An 18,917-nucleotide genomic window follows, 5' to 3' on the forward strand; every position below is an offset into this window, starting at 1 on the left:
GTCGGGACCACCGGCCGGGCCGACCACCCGGCGCCCGTGGGGCCCGGCGTCCGTGGACCATCGGGCTCGTCGAAGGGGCATCGTGAAAGAGCTGCGCATCAGGACGCTGGCCGCGGTGTTCGTGCTGGCGGGGGTGCTGTCCTGGGCCGGGGCCCGGCTGTGGAACTCGGTGGACACCCTGCCGAGCGTCCCGCTGGCCGCCCCCATCGTGCTCGCTCTGATCGCCGTCGTCCTGACGGCCACCGCGCTGTCGCTGCGCAGCCGGCTCAAGGCCCAGCGGGAGCGCCGGCCGGAGGCCAAGGGCGTCGATCCCCTGATGGCCGCCCGCGCGGTCGTCTTCGGCCAGGCCAGCGCTCTCGTCGCCGCCCTCGTCGCCGGGATGTACGGCGGCGTCGGGGTCTTCCTGCTGGAGTCCCTGGAGGTCCCGGCCCGCCGCGACCAGGCCATCTACGCCGGTTTCTCCGTCCTCGCGGGCATCGCCGTCATAGTGGCCGCCTTCTTCCTGGAGCGCGTCTGCAAGCTTCCGGAGGACGACGACACGGGCGGCGGGGCGGCGCGGGCGACATGACGCCGGGCGGGCCCGCGGCCCCTTGAGTCGGCCGAAGGCCACAAAAGGGGCGCGGGGAACTGCGCGGCCGGCCACGGACGGCCCGCACCGTTCCTACGGCCGCACTGTTCCTACGGCGGGCCGCGCCGGCCCTGCGGCGCGACCACTCAGGCGGCGTTGCTCGCGGAGCGCACCGCATGGGCGCAGGGGACCGGCGCCTTCGCGCGGCGGCGCAGCAGGCGGGGCAGGGCGAGGTTGACGAAGCCCTCGGCCTGCATGGCGGCCAGGCCGATGCGGGGGAGGTCGCGGGAGGCGGCGTAGACGACGAAGCGGGGCTCCCAGCGCGGGTGGAACTTGGCGTTGAACTTGTAGAGCGACTCGATCTGGAACCAGCGGGAGAGGAAGACCAGCAGGCCGCGCCAGGCGCGCAGGACCGGGCCGGCGCCGATCTTCTCGCCGCGCGCCAGAGCCGAGCGGAACATCGCGAAGTTCAGGGAGACCTGCCGGACGCCCAGGCGGGGCGCCGCCTGGAGGGCCGCGACGATGAGCAGTTCGTTCATGCCGGGGTCGGCGGAGCGGTCGCGGCGCATCAGGTCCAGCGAGGCGCCGTCCGGCCCCCAGGGCACGAAGTGGAGGACGGCCTTCAGGTCGCCGTAGGGGCCGGGGGTCTCGTCGGCCTTGTGCGCGGTGGCGATCAGGCAGTCTCCGTCGGCCGGGTCGCCCATGCGGCCGAGCGCCATGGAGAAGCCGCGCTCGGTGTCGGTGCCGCGCCAGTCCTCGGCGGCGCGGCGGATGCGGTCCAGCTCGGCCTCGCCGAGGTCACGGACGCGCCGTACCCGGGTCTCGTAACCGAGGCGCTCGATGCGCTTCACCATTTGACGCACGTTGCGCATCGCACGTCCGGCGAGGGAGAAATCCGCGACGTCCACCACCGCCTCGTCGCCCAGTTCGAGGGCGTCCAGGCCGGTCTCGCGGGTCCAGACCTCCGCGCCGGTCTCCGAGCACCCCATGACGGCCGGGGTCCAGGAGTGGGCCTTGGCCTCGTCCATGAAGCGTTCGATCGCGCCGGGCCAGGCCTCGACGTCGCCGATCGGGTCGCCGCTGGCGAGCATCACCCCGGAGACGACGCGGTACGTCACCGCCGCCTTGCCGCTCGGGGAGAAGACGACCGCCTTGTCGCGGCGGAGCGCGAAGTGGCCGAGCGAGTCGCGGCCGCCGTGCCTGTCGAGCAGGGCGCGCAGCCGCACCTCGTCGTCGTCGGTGAGGCGGGCCGCCGGGTGTTCGGGGCGGAAGGCCAGGTAGATGGTGGTGATGGCGGTCAGCAGACCGAGGGCGCCGAGGGAGAAGGCCACCGTCCAGGAGGTGGAACCGGCGTAGTCGACCGGGCCCTCGAAGCCGAACAGGCCGTAGATGACGTGTTCGAGGCGGTCGGCGAGGCTCGGGTCGCCGACCATCCGTCCGGGGTGGGCGCTGACGACGACCAGACCGAGGAGGATCGAACCGGCGCCCATCAGCACGAAGTTGGTGAGCGCCCGCCAGCGGCTGGTGGGGTCGGGCAGGGCGCGGAACTCGTCGCGGTGCCGCAGCAGCGGGACGAACAGGGCGAGCGAGACGAGCACGCCGACGAGCGAGTGCCGGTAGGCGAACTGGGCGATCGCCCCGGCCGGGAGCAGAACCACGGCCGCCCGCCAGGCGCGCCGTTTGCGCCGGCGCAGACCGTGGGCGAGGAGCAGCAGCAGGACGCCGGCGCTCAGGGAGAGGGCCGCCGCGAACGGACCGAGCGCGCCGGGCAGCACCTCGGCCAGCGCGTGCATCCGGCTGTTGCGGAAGCGGGGGAACACCCCCGCGGCGATGTCCACGAGCCCGACGAGTGTGCAGGCCCTGGCGACCAGCGCGGGCACGGCCTCGGGGCGCGGGCCGCGCAGCACGCCGCGCAGGGCGCCATGCGGTACGCCCCGGCGCGCGCCCTTCAGCTGCCGGTCGGCGCTCGGCGCGGAGCGGTCCGACCGGACCGGAACCGCAGCCGACATTTCCCCATCTGTCCTGACAGACATCGCATCCCGTAGTTCCGCGAGAGAGCTTGGATCCGGTGCCTTTTCCGGCATCCGGCGACATTGCGCCCTCTAGGACGGTGCGGTGGCGGGGGAGGTTCACTCTCCATCGGAAAGCTGAACCAAAGGACAGGGAAAGACTAGGAAAGAAAGGTCGGCGGGGGACGTCCCGATGGGTCTTACGAGCAACAAGGTGCTGGCGTTGGCCGTGCTGTCCGCCGTACTGCTGTTCATCGGCACGGTGTGGCTGTGGCCGAAGCTGGCCCGGCGCGGATGGCGGGCGGTCGGCGGTCGGATCGGCGTACTGCTGGCCACGCAGATCGCCGTCTTCGTGTCGGTCGGCCTCGCCGCCAACCAGGCCTTCGGGTTCTACGCCAGCTGGGCGGACCTCCTCGGCCGGGAGACCGGGCAGGGGGTGGTCGTCGACCACGACGGGGTCGAGACCGGGGGTCCGTTGCGGGTCCTCGACACCCAGCAGGTGAACGTGGCCGGCGGGGGCCGTCCCGCGGTCGGCGGCCAGATCCAGAAGGTCGAGATCGTCGGCCGCAGAAGCCGGATCGCTAGCCCGGCGTACGTGTATCTGCCGCCGGAGTACTTCCAGCCCCGGTACCGCACCCGCAGTTTCCCCGCCGCGGTCGTCCTCACCGGCTATCCGGGCACCGCCGAGGCGCTCGTCAAGGGGCTCCACTTTCCGCAGACGGCCCACGCGTTGGCCCGCGACGGGAAGGCGCAGCCGATGATCCTGGTCATGCTGCGGCCGACCGTGGCGCCGCCGCGCGACACCGAGTGCGTGGACGTCCCGGGCGGGCCGCAGACCGAGACGTTCTTCGCCAGGGATCTGCCGGACGCCGTCGGCCATCACTACAGGGTCGGGAAGAAGCCGGGAAGTTGGGGTGTCGTCGGCGACTCGACCGGCGGCTACTGTGCGCTGAAACTCGCCATGCACCACCCAGGGGTGTTCGCCGCCGGCGCGGGCCTCTCGCCGTACTACAAGGCGCCGATCGACCCGACGACCGGTGATCTCTTCCGCGGGAACAAGACACTGCGGAACGAGGCGGACCTGTTCTGGTATCTGAGGCACCGTCCGGCGCCGGACACCTCTCTGCTGGTCACCAGCAGCAAACAGGGGGAGAGCAACTACAAGGCCACGCTGAAGTTCATCGAACAGGTGAAGGAGAAGCGGCCGACGCGGATCTCGTCGATCATCCTCGACAGCGGAGGGCACAACTTCAACACGTGGCGCCGGGAGATCCCGGCGACGTTGCAGTGGATCAGCGGGCGGTTGAGCGACAGGTGAAGTCGCCGGGGCACCTCGCGAAGTCGGCCGGGTGACCGGTGAGGTGGGCCCGTGAAGGGCGGTTCGGTCACGGCGCGGCGACGGGTCGGCGACGAGTTCGGTAACGGTTCGGCGGCTGGTTCGGCAATTCGTGGAATTCACCGGCCGGGAAAGAGCCGGATGCGGCCAAGGCGTATCCGCATTCAATGGGGTTGATCCACTGGAGGAGCCGCCGGTGGGCGCATTGCCGCACCGGCGGTGAGCACGCTTGTGAAGGCTTGTGAGAGGTGAGAGGGGCGGCTGAGTTTTTGTGACCCGGGGCACCATCATTCGCCTACGCGCGGTAAGTTTCTGGCCATGCCACGTGGACGTCACCGCCATTCACCGCCTCTGCACAGGCTGCTGCCCCCCACGGCGATCGCAGGCGTCTCGCTCGTCTGCGCCCTCGGGCCATGGTTGTTCTCCGAGCCGGCGGTGCTCCGGGTCATGGCCGCCGTCGCCGCGGCGACCGCGGCCGTGGGCGCGGCGGTCATGCGCCGCTGGGACGTCGAGGCGGGCAAACGCGTCGCCGACCTCACGCGCGCGCGTGCGAGCGACGAGTGGCGGCACGAGGAGAAGGTCGCCGAACTGGAGACCGACCTCGAGGAATCCCGTGAGCTGCGCACCAAGCTGGAGCACAAGCTGCGCGCCAAGCGCACCGAACTGGCCAACCTCCGCAACGAGCACGCGGCGCTCCTGAGGCGCTACGCCACCGCCGAGACCGAGCGGGCCAGCGCGCTGGAGGGCCGCCGCCTGCTGGAGATCGAGGCGACCGGCCCCGAGGACGCGAGGGCGTTGCCCGCGGCGGACGCGGACGCGAAGGCGGGCGACGGCGACGCGACCACGGCGGTGTCCCGGACCTCGACGGTGCCGCCGCAGGGGACCCCCGCGCCGGGAGCGCCCTGGGCCTCGTGGGAGACGGCGTCCAAGGCCGCGGCGGCGAGGGCGGCGGCACAGGACGAGACGGGCGGGGCGGGTACGGGGACTTCTGCCGAAGAGGGCGCGGAGGCGGAGACATCGTCCCCGTCGGTGTTCTCGCCGGCCGGTTCGTCGCTCTTCCTGCGCGCGAACTCGGCGCTGGACCGGATCATCACCCAGCGGGGCTCGGTGAAGGACGCGGGGGCGAACACGACCGAGGGCGCGGACCCCGGGAGTTCCGACTCCGGGGACGTGGACCTGGACGTCGACCACCAGGCCGACCCGGCGGGCGATGACCCGATCACCGAGCCGGTCGACGAGTCGCTGGAGCAGCCGGTCGGGGAGCCGGCGGAGGAGCCGACCGGCGAGCAGGCCGATGAGCCGGTCGACGAGCAGGGCGACGAGCAGGCCGATGAGCCGGTCGACGAGTCACCGGAGACGCCTGCCGGCGATCCGACGCCGGCCGAGCCCGCCGACTCCGTGGAATCCGACTCAATGGAATCCGCCGCCTCCGTGGAATCCACCGAGGCCGCCGAAACCGGCCAGTCCACCGAGCCGACCGAATCTTCCGAGCCCGCCGGGCCCGCCGGGCCCGCCGACGCGACGGCCAAGGGTGAGGGACCCAAGGGTGACCCGGACGGGCCGACGGACGGCGGCACGCGGCAGGGACGTTCCGCCGAGGCCGAGGAGGAGCCGGTGCCGGTGCTCACCGCCGAGGAGGGCGACGCGGTGGGGACTTCGGTGGCGGACCGGGGCCATGAGCGCGCGGCCGGCGGCCCCGTGCCCGTGGTGGCGGCACCGGCCGGTTCGACGGGGGCGGCGGAGTTGACCCGCGTGGACCCGTCGGGGCGTGCCGGGCAGGAGCAGCGGGCCGAGCCGATGGCCCCGGCGGCGCTGCCCGCGCTTCCGCCGGTCGGCCACTTCACGGTGCCCACGGCCGTGGCGGTCGTTCCGGCGGCGCCGCGGCGGACCGGGGTGGAGGGAGGGTTCGACTTCTTCGGTACGCAGAAGGAGGCGGACGTCCTGGACGCCGTGCAGAACGAGGACCTCGCCGACGTGGTCGGCCAGGAGGCGCTCGCGCTCCACAAGGCCGAGTCGGAGGCCCGGTTCAAGCGCGCCGACGAGGCCTCCCGGGGCATCGGCCAGGTCATCGACCTCACGGCACACGACGAGACGGAACAGATCGACCTCCAGGGCCTGCGCACGGCGGCGTCCTAGGGCCTGTCGTTTGGATCACGCCTGGGCCGCGGGGCTCGGCACGCCCATCTGCCGCAGTGTCGTCAGTCGCCAACGCTCCGCGTTGACTCCCTCCTCCGCCTTGCAGCTGCACGCACCAAGCCCCGCTCACCGGCAGCAATCAGGCGCTGTCGGCCGAAGTCGGCATGATCCAAACGACAGGCCCTAGCCGACCGAGGTCATCGCGCCACCCTTGCGGCCGCCCACCCTTCCCGGTGGGCGGCCGTCGGTCTGTCCAGAGGGCCCCGGGCCGCCCCGCACCCGGCAGGCGCCGACTCCGTCATTCGCTCCCCGCCCCGCCCCGCTCCCGCCGCGTCCTAGACCATCCACCGGTCCGGCAGTGCCTCGCGGCGGCCCGTGCGGGACCGTTCCGCCTGGGCTCGCAGCAGGGCCGCCGCCTCGCCCGCGTCACGCAGACGGGCCGTCACCGTCTTGCCGGCGCCGGTGTCGACGTGGACGTCGGCGAGCCCCTTGTACCGCTTCCAGGGCCCCTGCGACAGCCGTACGCTCTGCACCTTCGCATGCGGTACGAGGTCGAGTCGGCGGCGCAGCAGCCCGTGCCGCGCCGCGAACACCTTGTCGTCGACGGCCAGTCCGTACCCCCGCCACCACCACGGCACGCACCACCGCGCCCGCCCCGGCGGCCGTACGAGGGCCGTCGCGTCCGGCACCCGCACCCCCGGCAGCACCCGCGCGACGACCGACTCGGCCACCTCCCGCGGCGCGACCGGCAGCAGGACGGAGTTGGTCGAGCCCGCCACGTCCAGCTCGACCCGGACCCACCCGCGGCGCCGCCACAGCAGCGGTTCGACGATGCGCACGGTCTGCACGCGGCCCGGCGGCACCGTCTCGTGGGCGCGGTCGAGGAGCCCGTGGTCGATGCGGAGCCCGTCGGGGGAGTCGCCGACCGTCCAGTCGTACTCCCCGACGAACCGCCCCACACTGCTCGCCCCGGCCGCGCCGATCAGCGGCAGCGCGGTCGCGAGGACCGTCCACACGCTCTCCGTGGCGAACCACAGCACGGACGGCACGACCACCGCGGCCACCAAGGTCCCCCAGGTGGCGCCGGTCAGCACGAGGGACATGGCCAGCACGCCCGCCGGGACCTTCAGCACCTGCCGTACGGGCGCCTCGCCGACCTCGTGCGCGGTCTCCGGCGCGAAACCGGCCGCCCGGGCCAGGAGTTCGGCCCGCAGAGCGCCGGCGTGCGCCTCGCCGAGATAGGCCAGCTCGTCCTTCTTGTCGGTGCCGACGACATCGAGTCTGAGTTTGGCGACGCCCGCGATCCGTGCCAGCAGCGGGCGGGTGACGTCGATGGCCTGAATGCGTTCGAGACGGATGTGGGCGGTGCGGCGGAACAGCAGGCCGGTTCGGATGCGCAGTTCGCTGTCGGTCACCGCGAAATGGGTGAACCACCAGGTCAGGAAGCCGTAGAGGGCGGCGGCCGGGACGAACACGGCGAGCCCGATCAGCAGGGTGCTCGTGTCGAGCCGCATCAGCTGCCGCTGCGCGCCGTCCGGATCGTGCACCCCCCATCCGATCAGCACCGCCACCGGCGCCCAGGCCCGCCGCAACGGCGTCACCGGATGCAGCCGATGCTCCACGACCGGCTTCTCCGCCCCTGCTCCGTCCGTCCGTACGGCCTCGTCCTGCGTCGCGCCGTCCGCCCCCACCGCTGCCCCCACCGCGCGCTCCGCCCGTACCGGGTCGTCCCCCAGCGCCCCGCCCGCCTCCTGTGCCGACACCGTCACAGCCCTGCCGATCGGGCCTCGCCCAGCTGGGTGAGGTGGTCGCGCAGGCGTTCCGCCTCGGCCGGATCGAGGCCCGGGATGCGGGCGTCCGTGGCGGCCGCGGCCGTGTGCAGCTGCACGCTCGCCAGCTTGAAGTGCCGCTCGACGGGGCCGGAGGTCACCTCGACCAGCTGCATGCGCCCGTACGGCACGACGGTCTCCTCCCGCCAGAGCACCCCCCGGCTGATCAACAGGTCGTCCGCCCGCTCGGCGTACCGCCACGACCGCCAGTTGCGGCCCAGCATCGGCCAGCCCCAGAGCAGCAGTCCCAGGGGCAGGAGCGCGAACGCCGCCCACGGCGGCCCCGCCAGCCAGCCCAGCAGGACGGCCGTACCGACGGTGACCGGCACCAGCCACACCACCAGCAGCAGCCGCCTCATCCGCAGCAGCCCGGGCGGCAGTCCCGTCCAGACCGGTTCGTCCTCCGCGCGCCCGGCGCCGTCCTCGAAGGTCCCCAAGCTCCCCGTCTCCATTCCGCCAGCGTACGTACGACAGACTGTGTCCATGACTCCCCCGACGCAGACCCGCGAGACGACGGTCGGTATCGGCGGTGCCGCCGAGAGCACGGACATGGTGCTGAACATCGGCCCGCAGCATCCGTCCACGCACGGTGTGCTGCGGCTGCGCCTGGTCCTCGACGGCGAGCGGATCCAGCATGCCGAGCCGGTCATCGGCTATATGCACCGGGGCGCGGAGAAGCTCTTCGAGGCGCGTGACTACCGCCAGATCATCATGCTGGCCAACCGCCACGACTGGCTCTCCGCCTTCTCCAACGAACTCGGCGTCGTCCTCGGCGTCGAACGCATGCTCGGCATGGAGGTCCCGGAGCGAGCGGTCTGGATGCGCACGCTCCTCGCCGAGCTGAACCGGGTCCTGAACCACCTGATGTTCCTCGGCTCGTACCCGCTGGAGCTCGGCGGCATCACCCCGGTCTTCTACGCCTTCCGGGAGCGCGAGGAGCTCCAGAACGTCATGGAGGAGATCTCCGGCGGGCGGATGCACTACATGTTCAACCGGGTGGGCGGTCTGAAGGAGGACCTGCCGGCCGGGTGGACCGCACGCGCGCGTGCGGCCGTCGCCGACGTCCGCTCCCGCATGGACGTCTTCGACGACCTGGTGCTCGGCAACGAGATCTTCCGGGGGCGTACGCGGGAGGTGGGCGTCCTCGCGCCGGAGACCGTGCACGCGTACGGAGTCAGCGGCCCGATCGCCCGCGCCTCCGGTGTCGACTTCGACCTGCGGCGCGACGAGCCGTACCTGGCGTACGGCGAACTCCAGGACGTCCTTCGGGTCGTCACCCGCGAGGAGGGCGACTGCCTCGCCCGCTTCGAGTGCCTGCTGGAGCAGACGCACAACGCCCTCGCCCTCGCCGACGCCTGCCTGGACCGGCTGGCCGACCTGCCGCCCGGCCCCGTCAACCAGCGCCTGCCGAAGGTCCTCAAGGCCCCCGAGGGGCACACCTACGCCTGGACCGAGAACCCCCTCGGCATCAACGGCTACTACCTCGTCAGCAAGGGTGAGAAGACCCCCTACCGCCTCAAGCTGCGCTCCGCCTCGTACAACAACATCCAGGCCCTCACCGAGCTGCTGCCGGGGACGCTGGTGGCGGACATGGTGGCGATCCTGGGCTCGCTGTTCTTCGTGGTGGGGGACATCGACAAGTAGGACGGCTGCCCTTCCTAGTCGCGGGGCAGCGGGTCCGGGATCCCCACCGGCTGGAGCAGCCACCCGAAGTCGCCGAGGCCCCCCTGAGCGGTCAGCTCGGCGGCCTCGCCGGCGCCCGCGAGGGCCCGTACGTACGCCGCCGGATCGGTGGTGGCCAGGGAGAGCGGCGGACGGCCGCCGGTGACCCCCAGGGCGCGCAGGGCCTCCCGCTGGGTGAGCAGCCGGGCCCCCGGCAGCGCGCACGCGTCCAGCGCCACGTGCGCAGTGATGTCGCACGACCCGTCCGGGACCGGTGCGGTCTCCCGCCCGTCCCGGAACCCGGTGAGCGTCCCGAAGGGCGGCCGGGAGCCGGCGAGGTGCGCGTAGTCGACGGCGACAGCGAGTCCGCGTCCGACGCCCGCCACGGCGGCGGCCCACGCCCGGTCCCGGGGCAGCCCGACCTCGGCCCGCAGCCCCTCCTCGGGGGCGAGCGGCCACCACCGGGCCAGCCACGCGGCCTCGGCCCCGCCGACGGGCGCCCCGAGCACCTCGGTGCCGTCCTCCCGGACGAGCACCAGCCGGGCCGTGCCCGACGCGTCCACCTCGACGGCGTCCACGGGCACGTTGTCCAGCCACTCGTTGGCGAAGAGCAGCCCCGAGACCCCCTGGGGCGGCTCGGCGACCCACTCGATGCGGTGATCGAGAGCCGGGGGCCGGTCGGCCAGTTCGACGGCGTACGCGCGCGTGCGGGACGCCACCTCGGCGGGGAGGGCGTCCACGACCGCGCTCACCAGCTCGCCGCGCCCGGCCCCCAGGTCCACGAAGGCCAGCTCGTCCGGCCGCCCCGACACCTCGTCCACCCGGCACAGCAGCCGCGCCACGGCGGCCGCGTAGAGCGGGGAGGCGTGCACGGAGGTCCGGAAGTGCCCGGCGGGCCCTTCCGGACGCCGGTAGAAGCCCGTGGGCCCGTAGAGGGCCTCCTCGGTCGCCGTGCGCCAGGACCGGGCCCGTGGGTGATCCGTCACAGCACCAGGCTAAGCGGAAGGGCCAACGCCGCCTCCACCTTGGGGAGTACATGCCCCCGTCACGGATCGGCCCTCCGGTTGACCCCTGCACACCGCGGCCTTCCCTACGCTGGGTTACGTGCAGCGCCTCTATGACTTCCTCCGCCGGCACCCGACATGGGTCGACAGCTTCTGGGCCGTCGTCCTGCTCGCGGTGACCCTGGCCGGCGGAGCGATCGACCCGGACTACGGGACCGACACGAACGAGACCGCGTTCGTGGTGATCTCGCTCGTGCTCTGTCTGTCGATCGCCCTGCGGCGCCGTATGCCCGAGAAGATGCTGATGCTGGCCGCCGCGGCGGGCATCGCGCAGCTGATCCTCGACGTGCCGAGGATCCCGGCGGACTTCGCGATGCTCGTGGTCATCTACACGGTCGCGGCGAACGGCGCCCGCTGGGCCTCCTGGTTCGCCCTGGGCGGCGGCCTCTGCGCGGCGACGCTGGGACAGCTGCGCTGGACCGTGGAGAACACCAGCACGATGGGCAACGCGGTGCTCGCGCTGTTCCTGACCGTGCCGTTCGCCCTCGCCTGGGTGCTCGGCGACTCGCTGCGCACCCGCCGCGCGTACTTCGCGCAGCTGGAGGAGCGCGCCGCCCGGCTGGAGAAGGAGCGCGAGGCGCAGGCCAAGGTCGCCGTCGCCGCCGAGCGCGCCCGGATCGCCCGTGAACTGCACGACGTGGTCGCGCACAACGTGTCCGTGATGGTCGTCCAGGCCGACGGTGCCGCGTACGTCCTCGACGCCGCCCCCGACCAGGCCAAGAAGGCCCTGGAGACGATCTCCTCCACCGGCCGCCAGGCCCTCGCCGAGATGCGCCGCCTGCTGGGCGTGCTGCGCACCGGTGAGCACAAGGAGGTCGGCGAGTACGTCCCGCAGCCCGACGTCGAGCAGATCGACGACCTGGTCGAGGAGTGCCGGGTCGCCGGGCTGCCCGTGGACTTCAAGATCGAGGGCACCCCGCGCCCGCTGCCCAGCGGGGTGGAGCTGACGGCGTACCGCATCGTCCAGGAGGCCCTCACCAACACCCGCAAGCACGGCGGCCCGAACGCCGGTGCGAGTGTCCGGCTGGTCTACTTCGACGACGGCCTCGGTCTGCTCGTCGAGGACGACGGCAAGGGCGCGCCCCACGAGCTGTACGAGGAGGGCGGCGCCGACGGTCAGGGGCACGGCCTCATCGGGATGCGAGAGCGCGTCGGTATGGTCGGCGGCACGTTGGACGCGGGCCCCCGCCCCGGCGGCGGCTTCCGGATCAGCGCCCTGCTGCCCCTGAAGCCCGCGCACTGACCAGGCCTGACGGCCGCTGACACCTGTAGACGGAAGAGGAACCGATGGCGATCCGCGTGATGCTCGTCGACGACCAGGTGCTGCTGCGCACCGGGTTCCGGATGGTGCTGGCGGCCCAGCCGGACATGGAGGTCGTGGCCGAGGCGGGCGACGGCGTCGAGGCCCTCCAGGTGGTGCGGTCGACCGAGGTGGACGTGGTCCTCATGGACGTCCGGATGCCCAAGCTGGACGGGGTCGAGGCCACCCGCCGCATCTGCGCGGAGCCCGAGCCGCCCAAGGTGCTCATCCTGACCACCTTCGACCTCGACGAGTACGCCTTCTCCGGGCTGAAGGCGGGCGCCTCCGGCTTCATGCTCAAGGACGTGCCGCCCGGTGAGCTGCTGGCCGCGATCCGTGCCGTGCACAGCGGGGACGCGGTCGTCGCGCCGTCCACGACCCGGCGGCTGCTGGACCGGTTCGCCCCGATGCTCCCGGGCACCGGCTCGGAGCCCCGGCACAAGGAGCTGGAACGGCTCACCGAACGGGAACGCGAGGTCATGATCCTCGTCGCCCAGGGCCTCTCCAACGGCGAGATCGCCGCCCGCCTGGTCCTCTCCGAGGCCACGGTGAAGACCCATGTCGGCCGCATCCTCACCAAGCTGGGCCTGCGCGACCGCGTCCAGGTGGTCGTCCTGGCGTACGAGACCGGGCTGGTGCGCGCGGGGGGACACGGCTGACGGCGTCGGCCCACGCCGAGGCCGTCGGCGTACGGCTGAGACGGCCGGCGTACGGCCGTCCGGAGGGCCGGTGGCGGGATCGTCCGGTTCGGCCGGTCATCTGAGCAGGCCCTCCAGGAAGTCGCCGCCCAGCCGGGCCACCACCGCCACGTCCAGCTGGTGGAGCACGTACCGGCCCCGGCGGCGCGTCGTGAGGAGGCCCGCCTTCCTGAGGACGGCCAGGTGCCGGGATATCTCCGGCGGGGTCATCCCGAGCATCTGGGCCAGCTCCCCCGTGGTGTTCGCGCTGCGGGCCAGATTGCGGCACAGGCGCATCCGGACGGGGTGGGCCAGCGCGGTCATGCGCAGGGCGAGCTGCTCCACCGGGAGCGGGGCGGCCGGCTCGGCCGCGCTCACGGGATACTGGATCACCGGCTGCCAGCCGAACCGGTGCAGGACGGTGAGGTGGGGCCGGCCCAGGCTGGTCGGCACCAGCAGCAGACCGCCGTCACCGGTGTGCGTACGGCCCTCGATCAGCTTGTCCACGACGATCCGCCCCGCCGACCCGCCCACACCGTCCGCACCGTCCGCACCGTCCGCACCGTCCGCACCGTCCAGGGTCAGGGACGGCGAGACGGCGCCCAGCGCCCCGGCGAGGCCCTTGTGCCGCAGCACCTCGGTCTTGTGGCGGGCGTCCGCCGCGAGGGGGTGGCACAGCCGCGACCAGGTCTCGCCGAAGAAGGCGGCGTCGCAGTCCTCCAGGAACTGCCGCAGCCAGGCCCGCACACCCGGCGGGTCCGCCAGCAGCCGCCCGGCGAACCGCAGTTGCCGCGGGCCGCGCGCGGCGGCCAGCTCCAGGGCGCGGCGGCTCATCTCCGCGTCCGCCAGGGGACCCGGCCGCCGCGAGTCGTAGGCGTACCCGGGGGAGCAGACGAACTCCAGCCCGGCGTCGACGAACTGGTCGTCCGTCAGCTTGTCCAGCAGATCGAGGTCGGCGGCGAGCGTCGCGCCCGGGAGGGTGTCCCGGCCGGGGATCCCGGCGAAGGGCATGAACAGGTCCGAGAACGACGTACGCCACAGGAAGTCCGCCTCGGACATCCGGTCGGCGAGATGCGCGTCGAGCCGGGCGGTCACCCCCGTCACCCAGCCCTGGAGCCCGGGGTGGTGCCCGGGCTCGGACAGCACGTGCAGCGCCATGCCGAGCTCGGCCAGCGGCGAGGGCACGACGGCCACCTTCTCCCGCCGCAGCCCGGTGATGTCGATGCGCACACTCATGTCCCCATGGTGCCCCGCCCGCGCGGCCCGGCCCGGCGGTTATTCGCCCGCGACCTTCTCCACCAGCGCCACGAAGTCCCCGACCGCCCGCCGGACGTCCTCGGCCGTCCACTCCAGCGCCGAGGCCCGCACCTCGACCTCGGTGACCGCCAGCCCCGGCCCGCCCCGGTCCCAGGGGCGGGCGAAGAGCAGCGTGTCCGTCCGCTCGCCCTGCCGGACCGAGGCCTCCGCGACGACCTCGACGTCGTACGGCAGCCAGACCTGGAACTCATGGGTGTGCGGCTCCTCGGGGTGCACACGGGACCACGGCACCCCCGCCTCCGCGAACCCCTCCCGCAGCGCGGCGGCGACCACGCGCGCGTGGCGCACGTACTCCGGCAGCCGGGGCAGCTCGCGCTCCAGGCCGACCAGGGCCGACAGGGCGGTGGGGAACTGGTGGAAGAGGTCGCCGCCGTACCGGTGCCGCCAGGCCTTCGCCTCGTCGACCAGGGTCCTGGGGCCGGCGATCGCGGCACCGCTGTAGGCGTCGAGGGACTTGTAGTACGACACGTAGACGCTGTCGGCGAGGCCCGCGATCTCGTCGAGGGGGCGGCCGAAGTGGGTCGTGGACTCCCAGAGCCGGGCCCCGTCGAAGTGGACGACCGCCTCCCGCTCGTGCGCCGCGTCGACGACCGCCGTCAGCTCCTCCCAGGAGGGGAGCACGAACCCCGCCTCCCTGAGGGGCAGTTCGAGCATCAGCGCGCCGAAGGGCTCGTCGAAGCCGCGTACCTCGTCGGCGCTCGGCAGCCGGGGCTCGCTCGTCAGCAGGGCCGGGCGCAATCCGCTGACCCGGCTGAACGCGGACCGCTCGTGCCTCTCGGGGTGGGAGAGCCCGTGCAGGGCCACCGTCGGGTTCCCGGTACGGCCCGCCCAGCACCGCAGGGCCACCTGCTGGGCCATCGTGCCGGTCGGGAAGAACGCGGCGGCCTCCATGCCGAGCAGCGCGGCGGTCCGCTCCTCCAGCGCCTCGACGACCCCGTTGCCGTAGATGTCCGCCGACTCGTCCAGGTCGTACACCTCGCCGGCCAGGTCCAGCAGGGAGAGCCGCTCGCGGATCGTCGCCAGCGCACTGGTCCGCGACAGCACCCGCTCGGCCGTCCGGTGGACCGCCCGCCGCCGCTCGTACCGCAGCATCGCCGGGGAGTCCCCGTCGGCCGTCCCGTCCTCGGTGGTCCCCGCCGCTTCGCTCATCCCGGGATCATCCCCCTGCCGGGCCCGCCCGGCACCCGGTTTTCCCGCCGATTCCCGCCCGCCGGGCTCCCCGACACGACCTGCGGAAACGGTCTCCCGCGTCACCCACAGCCTGTGGACGACCGAACACCCCTGTGACCGATCGCGTTAACATGACGAGAAATCGTCCGGTACCCAGAGCGGACTGGAACGGGAAGGCCACCACCGAGTGAGTACATTCCAGCAACCGGAGCCGAAGGACCGCCCCGCGCGGCTCGCCGTCGGTGTCGTCGGCGCCGGCCGGGTCGGCCCCGCGCTGGCGGCGTCGCTGAAGCTGGCGGGTCACCGGCCGGTGGCCGTCTCCGGCGTCTCCGACGCCTCCCGGCGACGCGCCGCCGAACTGCTGCCCGACGTCCCGCTGATGCCCCCCGCCGATGTGCTGCGCCACGCGGACCTGGTCCTGCTGACCGTCCCCGACGACGCCCTGCCGGGGCTCGTCGAGGGCCTCGCGGAGACCGGCTCCGTACGCCCGGGGCAGCTCCTCGTGCACACCTCCGGGCGGTACGGCGCGAAGGTGCTGGACCCCGCGCTCAGGGCCGGGGCGCTCCCCCTGGCGCTGCACCCCGCGATGACGTTCACGGGGACCGCGGTGGACGTGCAGCGGCTCGCCGGGTGCTCCTTCGGGGTCACGGCCCCGGACGAGCTGCGGATGGCCGCCGAGGCGCTGGTGATCGAGATGGGCGGCGAGCCCGAGTGGATCGCCGAGGAGAACCGCCCGCTCTACCACGCCGCCCTCGCCCTGGGCGCCAACCACCTGGTCACCCTGGTCGCCCAGTCCATGGAGCTGCTGCGCACGGCCGGGGTCACCGCCCCCGACCGCATGCTCGGCCCGCTGCTCGGCGCCGCCCTGGACAACGCCCTCAGGTCGGGCGACGCGGCCCTCACCGGCCCCGTCGCGCGCGGGGACGCGGGCACGGTCGCCGCGCACGTCGCCGAACTGCGCGCGCACGCCCCGGCCACCGTCGCCGGATATCTGGCGATGGCCCGCGCGACCGCCGACCGGGCCCTCGCCGCCGGACTGCTCAAGCCGGAGCTGGCCGAGGACCTCCTCGGGGTGCTCGCCGGCGGGACGGACCGCGCCACCGGAGCGGGCGGCACCGACGGGACCGAAGGGAACACCCGATGACCATCACCGTGCTGCGCACCGCCGGCGAACTGCACGCACGCGCGCGTGCGGGACGCCGGGCCGTCGTGATGACCATGGGCGCCCTGCACGAGGGCCACGCCACCCTGGTCCGCGCCGCCCGCGAGATCGTCGGCGACACCGGCGAGGTCGTCGTGACCGTCTTCGTCAACCCCCTCCAGTTCGGCGCCGGCGAGGACCTCGACCGCTACCCGCGCACCCTCGACGCCGACGTCAAGCTCGCCGAACAGTCGGGCGCCGACGTGGTGTTCGCCCCGTCCGTGGACGAGGTCTACCCGGGCGGCGAACCGGAGGTCCGGATCACCGCCGGGCCCATGGGGGAACGCCTGGAGGGCGCCTCCCGCCCCGGGCACTTCGACGGCATGCTCACCGTCGTCGCCAAACTGCTCCACCTCACCCGCCCCGACGTGGCGCTCTACGGCCAGAAGGACGCCCAGCAGCTCGCCCTGATCCGCCGCATGGTCCGCGACCTGAACTTCGGCATGGAGATCGTGGGCGTCCCGACGGTCCGCGAGCCCGACGGGCTGGCCCTGTCCAGCCGCAACCGGTACCTGTCCACCGAGGAGCGCCGCACCGCCCTGGCGCTCTCCCAGGCCCTGTTCGCGGGCCGCGACCGGCACGCCGCGCAGGAGGCGCTGCGCGCCCGCGCCCGCGAGGTGCCCGCCACACGCGCGCGTGCCGAGGCGCTGAGCGCGATCGGCGAGTCCCGCGCGGCGGCCGACGCGCACGCCATGGCCAAGTCCGCCCCCGGCGGCCCCGCCGCCGTCCGCGCCGCCGCCCGGCTGGTCCTCGACGAGGCCCTGCGCATGAAGCCGCCGCTCTCCCTTGACTACCTGGCCCTGGTCGACCCGTCCGACTTCACCGACATCCCCGACGACTTCACCGGCGAAGCCGTCCTCGCCGTCGCGGCCCGGGTGGGGACGACCCGGCTGATCGACAACATCCCCCTGACCTTCGGAGCCGCCTCGTGACCAGCACAGGCATACGACTGCACGCGCCCGCACCGGGCTGGTCCATCGACGCCGACGTCGTGGTCGTCGGGTCGGGCGTGGCCGGCCTCACCGCCGCGCTGCGCTGCGAGGCCACCGGCCTGCGCACGGTCGTCGTCACCAAGGCCCGCCTCGACGACGGCTCCACCCGCTGGGCCCAGGGCGGCATCGCCGCGGCCCTCGGCGAGGGCGACACCCCCGAACAGCACCTGGACGACACCCTGGTGGCCGGCGCGGGCCTGTGCGACGAGGACGCCGTACGCCTGCTGGTCACCGAGGGCCCCGACGCCGTACGCCGGCTGATCGCGACCGGCGCCCACTTCGACGAGTCGGAGGAGGGCGGCCTGGAGCTGACCCGCGAGGGCGGCCACCACCGCCGCCGCATCGCCCACGCGGGCGGCGACGCCACCGGCGCCGAGATCTCCCGGGCCCTCGTCGAGGCGGTCCGCGCGCGTGGCCTGCGCACGGTCGAGAACGCGCTCGTCCTGGACCTCCTGACGGACGCCGAGGGCCGCACCGCCGGTGTCACCCTGCACGTCATGGGCGAGGGCCAGCACGACGGCGTGGGAGCCGTGCACGCCCCCGCGGTCGTCCTCGCGACGGGCGGCATGGGCCAGGTCTTCTCCGCCACCACCAACCCCTCGGTGTCGACGGGCGACGGCGTGGCCCTCGCCCTGCGCGCGGGCGCCGAGGTCTCCGACCTCGAATTCGTCCAGTTCCACCCCACCGTGCTGTTCCTCGGCGCGGACGCGGAGGGCCAGCAGCCCCTGGTCTCCGAGGCCGTCCGCGGCGAGGGCGCCCACCTGGTCGACGCCGGCGGCACCCGCTTCATGGTCGGACAGCACGAGCTGGCCGAACTCGCGCCCCGGGACATCGTCGCCAAGGGCATCATGCGCCGCATGCAGGAACAGGGCGCCGAACACATGTACCTGGACGCCCGGCACTTCGGCGCGCACATGTGGGAGCACCGCTTCCCGACGATCCTCGCCGCCTGCCGCGCCCACGGCCTCGACCCGGTCACCGAGCCCATCCCGGTCGCCCCGGCCGCCCACTACGCCTCCGGCGGCGTCCGCACCGACTCCCACGGCCGCACCACCGTCCCCGGCCTGTACGCCTGCGGCGAGGTCGCCTGCACCGGCGTCCACGGCGCCAACCGGCTCGCCTCCAACTCCCTTCTGGAGGGCCTGGTCTACGCCGAGCGCATCGTCGCCGACATCGCCGCCGCCCACGCCGAGAACACCCTCCACGCGCGCGTGCCCCAGCCCGTCCCGCACGCCGAGCAGCCCGCGCACCCGCTGCTCGCCCCGGAGATACGGTTCGCGATCCAGCGGACCATGACCGAGGGCGCCGGCGTGCTGCGCTCCGAGGCGTCCCTGGCCACCGCCGCGGCCGCCCTGGACCGGCTGCACGCCCAGGCCCGCGACGCCCTCGCGGAGAACGGCAAGACGGCCGAGCCCGGCGTCGACACCTGGGAGACCACCAACCTCCTGTGCGTGGCCCGCGTCCTGGTCGCCGCCGCCCGGCTGCGCGAGGAGACCCGCGGCTGCCACTGGCGCGAGGACCGCGCCGAGCGCGACGACACCACCTGGCGCCGCCACATCGTCGTACGGCTGAATCCGGACCGGACGCTCGCCGTACACACCACGGATACCGCAGACTTCCCCCCGACCCGGCAGCACCAGCAGGAGCAGTGACAGA

At 73.6% G+C, this 18,917-nt stretch carries 15 protein-coding genes; 9 read left to right on the forward strand and 6 right to left on the reverse strand.

Annotated features, from left to right (window positions below; genetic code table 11):
* Positions 1–82: 82 nt before the first annotated feature.
* Positions 83–568: a DUF3180 domain-containing protein gene (locus ACZ52C_RS30560; RefSeq protein WP_469077770.1), complete on the forward strand. Its 486-nt coding sequence runs from the start codon at positions 83–85 to the stop codon at positions 566–568.
* Between the two features lie 146 nt (positions 569–714).
* On the opposite strand, the gene ACZ52C_RS30565 is transcribed toward ACZ52C_RS30560, so the two are convergent.
* Complete coding sequence (locus tag ACZ52C_RS30565) at positions 715–2,577, reverse strand: phosphatidylglycerol lysyltransferase domain-containing protein (RefSeq protein WP_469077771.1); 1,863 nt, start codon at positions 2,575–2,577, stop codon at positions 715–717.
* Between the two features lie 193 nt (positions 2,578–2,770).
* Between ACZ52C_RS30565 and ACZ52C_RS30570 the strand changes: the two genes are divergently transcribed.
* Together ACZ52C_RS30570 and ACZ52C_RS30575 are read left to right on the forward strand one after the other, a co-directional pair.
* Entirely contained in the window at positions 2,771–3,895 is a 1,125-nt protein-coding gene (locus tag ACZ52C_RS30570) for an alpha/beta hydrolase (protein WP_469077772.1), read from the forward strand.
* A 336-nt stretch (positions 3,896–4,231) separates the two neighbouring features.
* Positions 4,232–6,049 (forward strand): prolipoprotein diacylglyceryl transferase, encoded by a 1,818-nt coding sequence (locus ACZ52C_RS30575; RefSeq protein ID WP_469077773.1) that lies wholly within the window; start codon positions 4,232–4,234, stop codon positions 6,047–6,049.
* Positions 6,050–6,384: 335 nt separating this feature from the next.
* Here ACZ52C_RS30575 and ACZ52C_RS30580 read toward each other — a convergent pair whose 3' ends face one another.
* Both ACZ52C_RS30580 and ACZ52C_RS30585 read right to left on the reverse strand, forming a co-directional pair.
* Positions 6,385–7,671, reverse strand: coding sequence for a PH domain-containing protein (locus ACZ52C_RS30580; protein WP_469077815.1), 1,287 nt, complete (start codon positions 7,669–7,671; stop codon positions 6,385–6,387).
* A gap of 143 nt (positions 7,672–7,814) precedes the next feature.
* The gene (locus ACZ52C_RS30585; RefSeq protein ID WP_469077774.1) at positions 7,815–8,330 is read right to left on the reverse strand and encodes a PH domain-containing protein; all 516 of its coding nucleotides are present in this window, start codon (positions 8,328–8,330) and stop codon (positions 7,815–7,817) included.
* A gap of 31 nt (positions 8,331–8,361) precedes the next feature.
* Here ACZ52C_RS30585 and ACZ52C_RS30590 point away from each other — a divergent pair, with 31 nt between their 5' ends.
* Positions 8,362–9,522 (forward strand): NADH-quinone oxidoreductase subunit D, encoded by a 1,161-nt coding sequence (locus tag ACZ52C_RS30590; protein WP_469077775.1) that lies wholly within the window; start codon positions 8,362–8,364, stop codon positions 9,520–9,522.
* A gap of 14 nt (positions 9,523–9,536) precedes the next feature.
* Here the strand turns inward: ACZ52C_RS30590 and ACZ52C_RS30595 are convergent, their stop codons facing one another.
* Positions 9,537–10,526 (reverse strand): SAM-dependent methyltransferase, encoded by a 990-nt coding sequence (locus ACZ52C_RS30595; RefSeq protein WP_469077776.1) that lies wholly within the window; start codon positions 10,524–10,526, stop codon positions 9,537–9,539.
* Positions 10,527–10,644: 118 nt separating this feature from the next.
* Between ACZ52C_RS30595 and ACZ52C_RS30600 the strand changes: the two genes are divergently transcribed.
* Positions 10,645–11,847 (forward strand): DUF7134 domain-containing protein, encoded by a 1,203-nt coding sequence (locus ACZ52C_RS30600; protein WP_469077777.1) that lies wholly within the window; start codon positions 10,645–10,647, stop codon positions 11,845–11,847.
* Between the two features lie 44 nt (positions 11,848–11,891).
* On the forward strand, positions 11,892–12,563 hold the full coding sequence (locus tag ACZ52C_RS30605; protein ID WP_045562630.1) for a response regulator: 672 nt from the start codon (positions 11,892–11,894) through the stop codon (positions 12,561–12,563).
* Between the two features lie 96 nt (positions 12,564–12,659).
* Here ACZ52C_RS30605 and ACZ52C_RS30610 read toward each other — a convergent pair whose 3' ends face one another.
* Both ACZ52C_RS30610 and ACZ52C_RS30615 read right to left on the reverse strand, forming a co-directional pair.
* Positions 12,660–13,817, reverse strand: a complete 1,158-nt coding sequence (locus ACZ52C_RS30610) for a DUF5937 family protein (RefSeq protein WP_469077778.1) — start codon at positions 13,815–13,817, stop codon at positions 12,660–12,662.
* Positions 13,818–13,856: 39 nt separating this feature from the next.
* Positions 13,857–15,047 carry a threonine aldolase family protein gene (locus ACZ52C_RS30615; protein ID WP_469077779.1) on the reverse strand — a complete coding sequence of 397 codons (1,191 nt, stop codon included), beginning with the start codon at positions 15,045–15,047 and terminating at the stop codon, positions 13,857–13,859.
* Between the two features lie 208 nt (positions 15,048–15,255).
* On the opposite strand from ACZ52C_RS30615, the gene ACZ52C_RS30620 reads away from it, so the two are divergent.
* Genes ACZ52C_RS30620 through ACZ52C_RS30630 form a run of 3 tightly spaced genes read left to right on the forward strand, consistent with a single transcriptional unit; the run spans position 15,256 to position 18,913 of the window.
* Positions 15,256–16,212, forward strand: a complete 957-nt coding sequence (locus ACZ52C_RS30620; protein ID WP_469077780.1) for a Rossmann-like and DUF2520 domain-containing protein — start codon at positions 15,256–15,258, stop codon at positions 16,210–16,212.
* A complete protein-coding gene (panC, locus tag ACZ52C_RS30625) occupies positions 16,209–17,201 on the forward strand; it encodes a pantoate--beta-alanine ligase (RefSeq protein ID WP_469077781.1) in 993 nt (330 codons plus the stop codon). The genes ACZ52C_RS30620 and panC overlap by 4 nt, the downstream gene beginning before the upstream one ends.
* Positions 17,198–18,913, forward strand: coding sequence for an L-aspartate oxidase (locus tag ACZ52C_RS30630; RefSeq protein WP_469077782.1), 1,716 nt, complete (start codon positions 17,198–17,200; stop codon positions 18,911–18,913). The genes panC and ACZ52C_RS30630 overlap by 4 nt, the downstream gene beginning before the upstream one ends.
* The last annotated feature ends 4 nt before the right edge of the window (positions 18,914–18,917 follow it).

This window comes from Streptomyces sp. NPDC034049 (assembly GCF_055575575.1).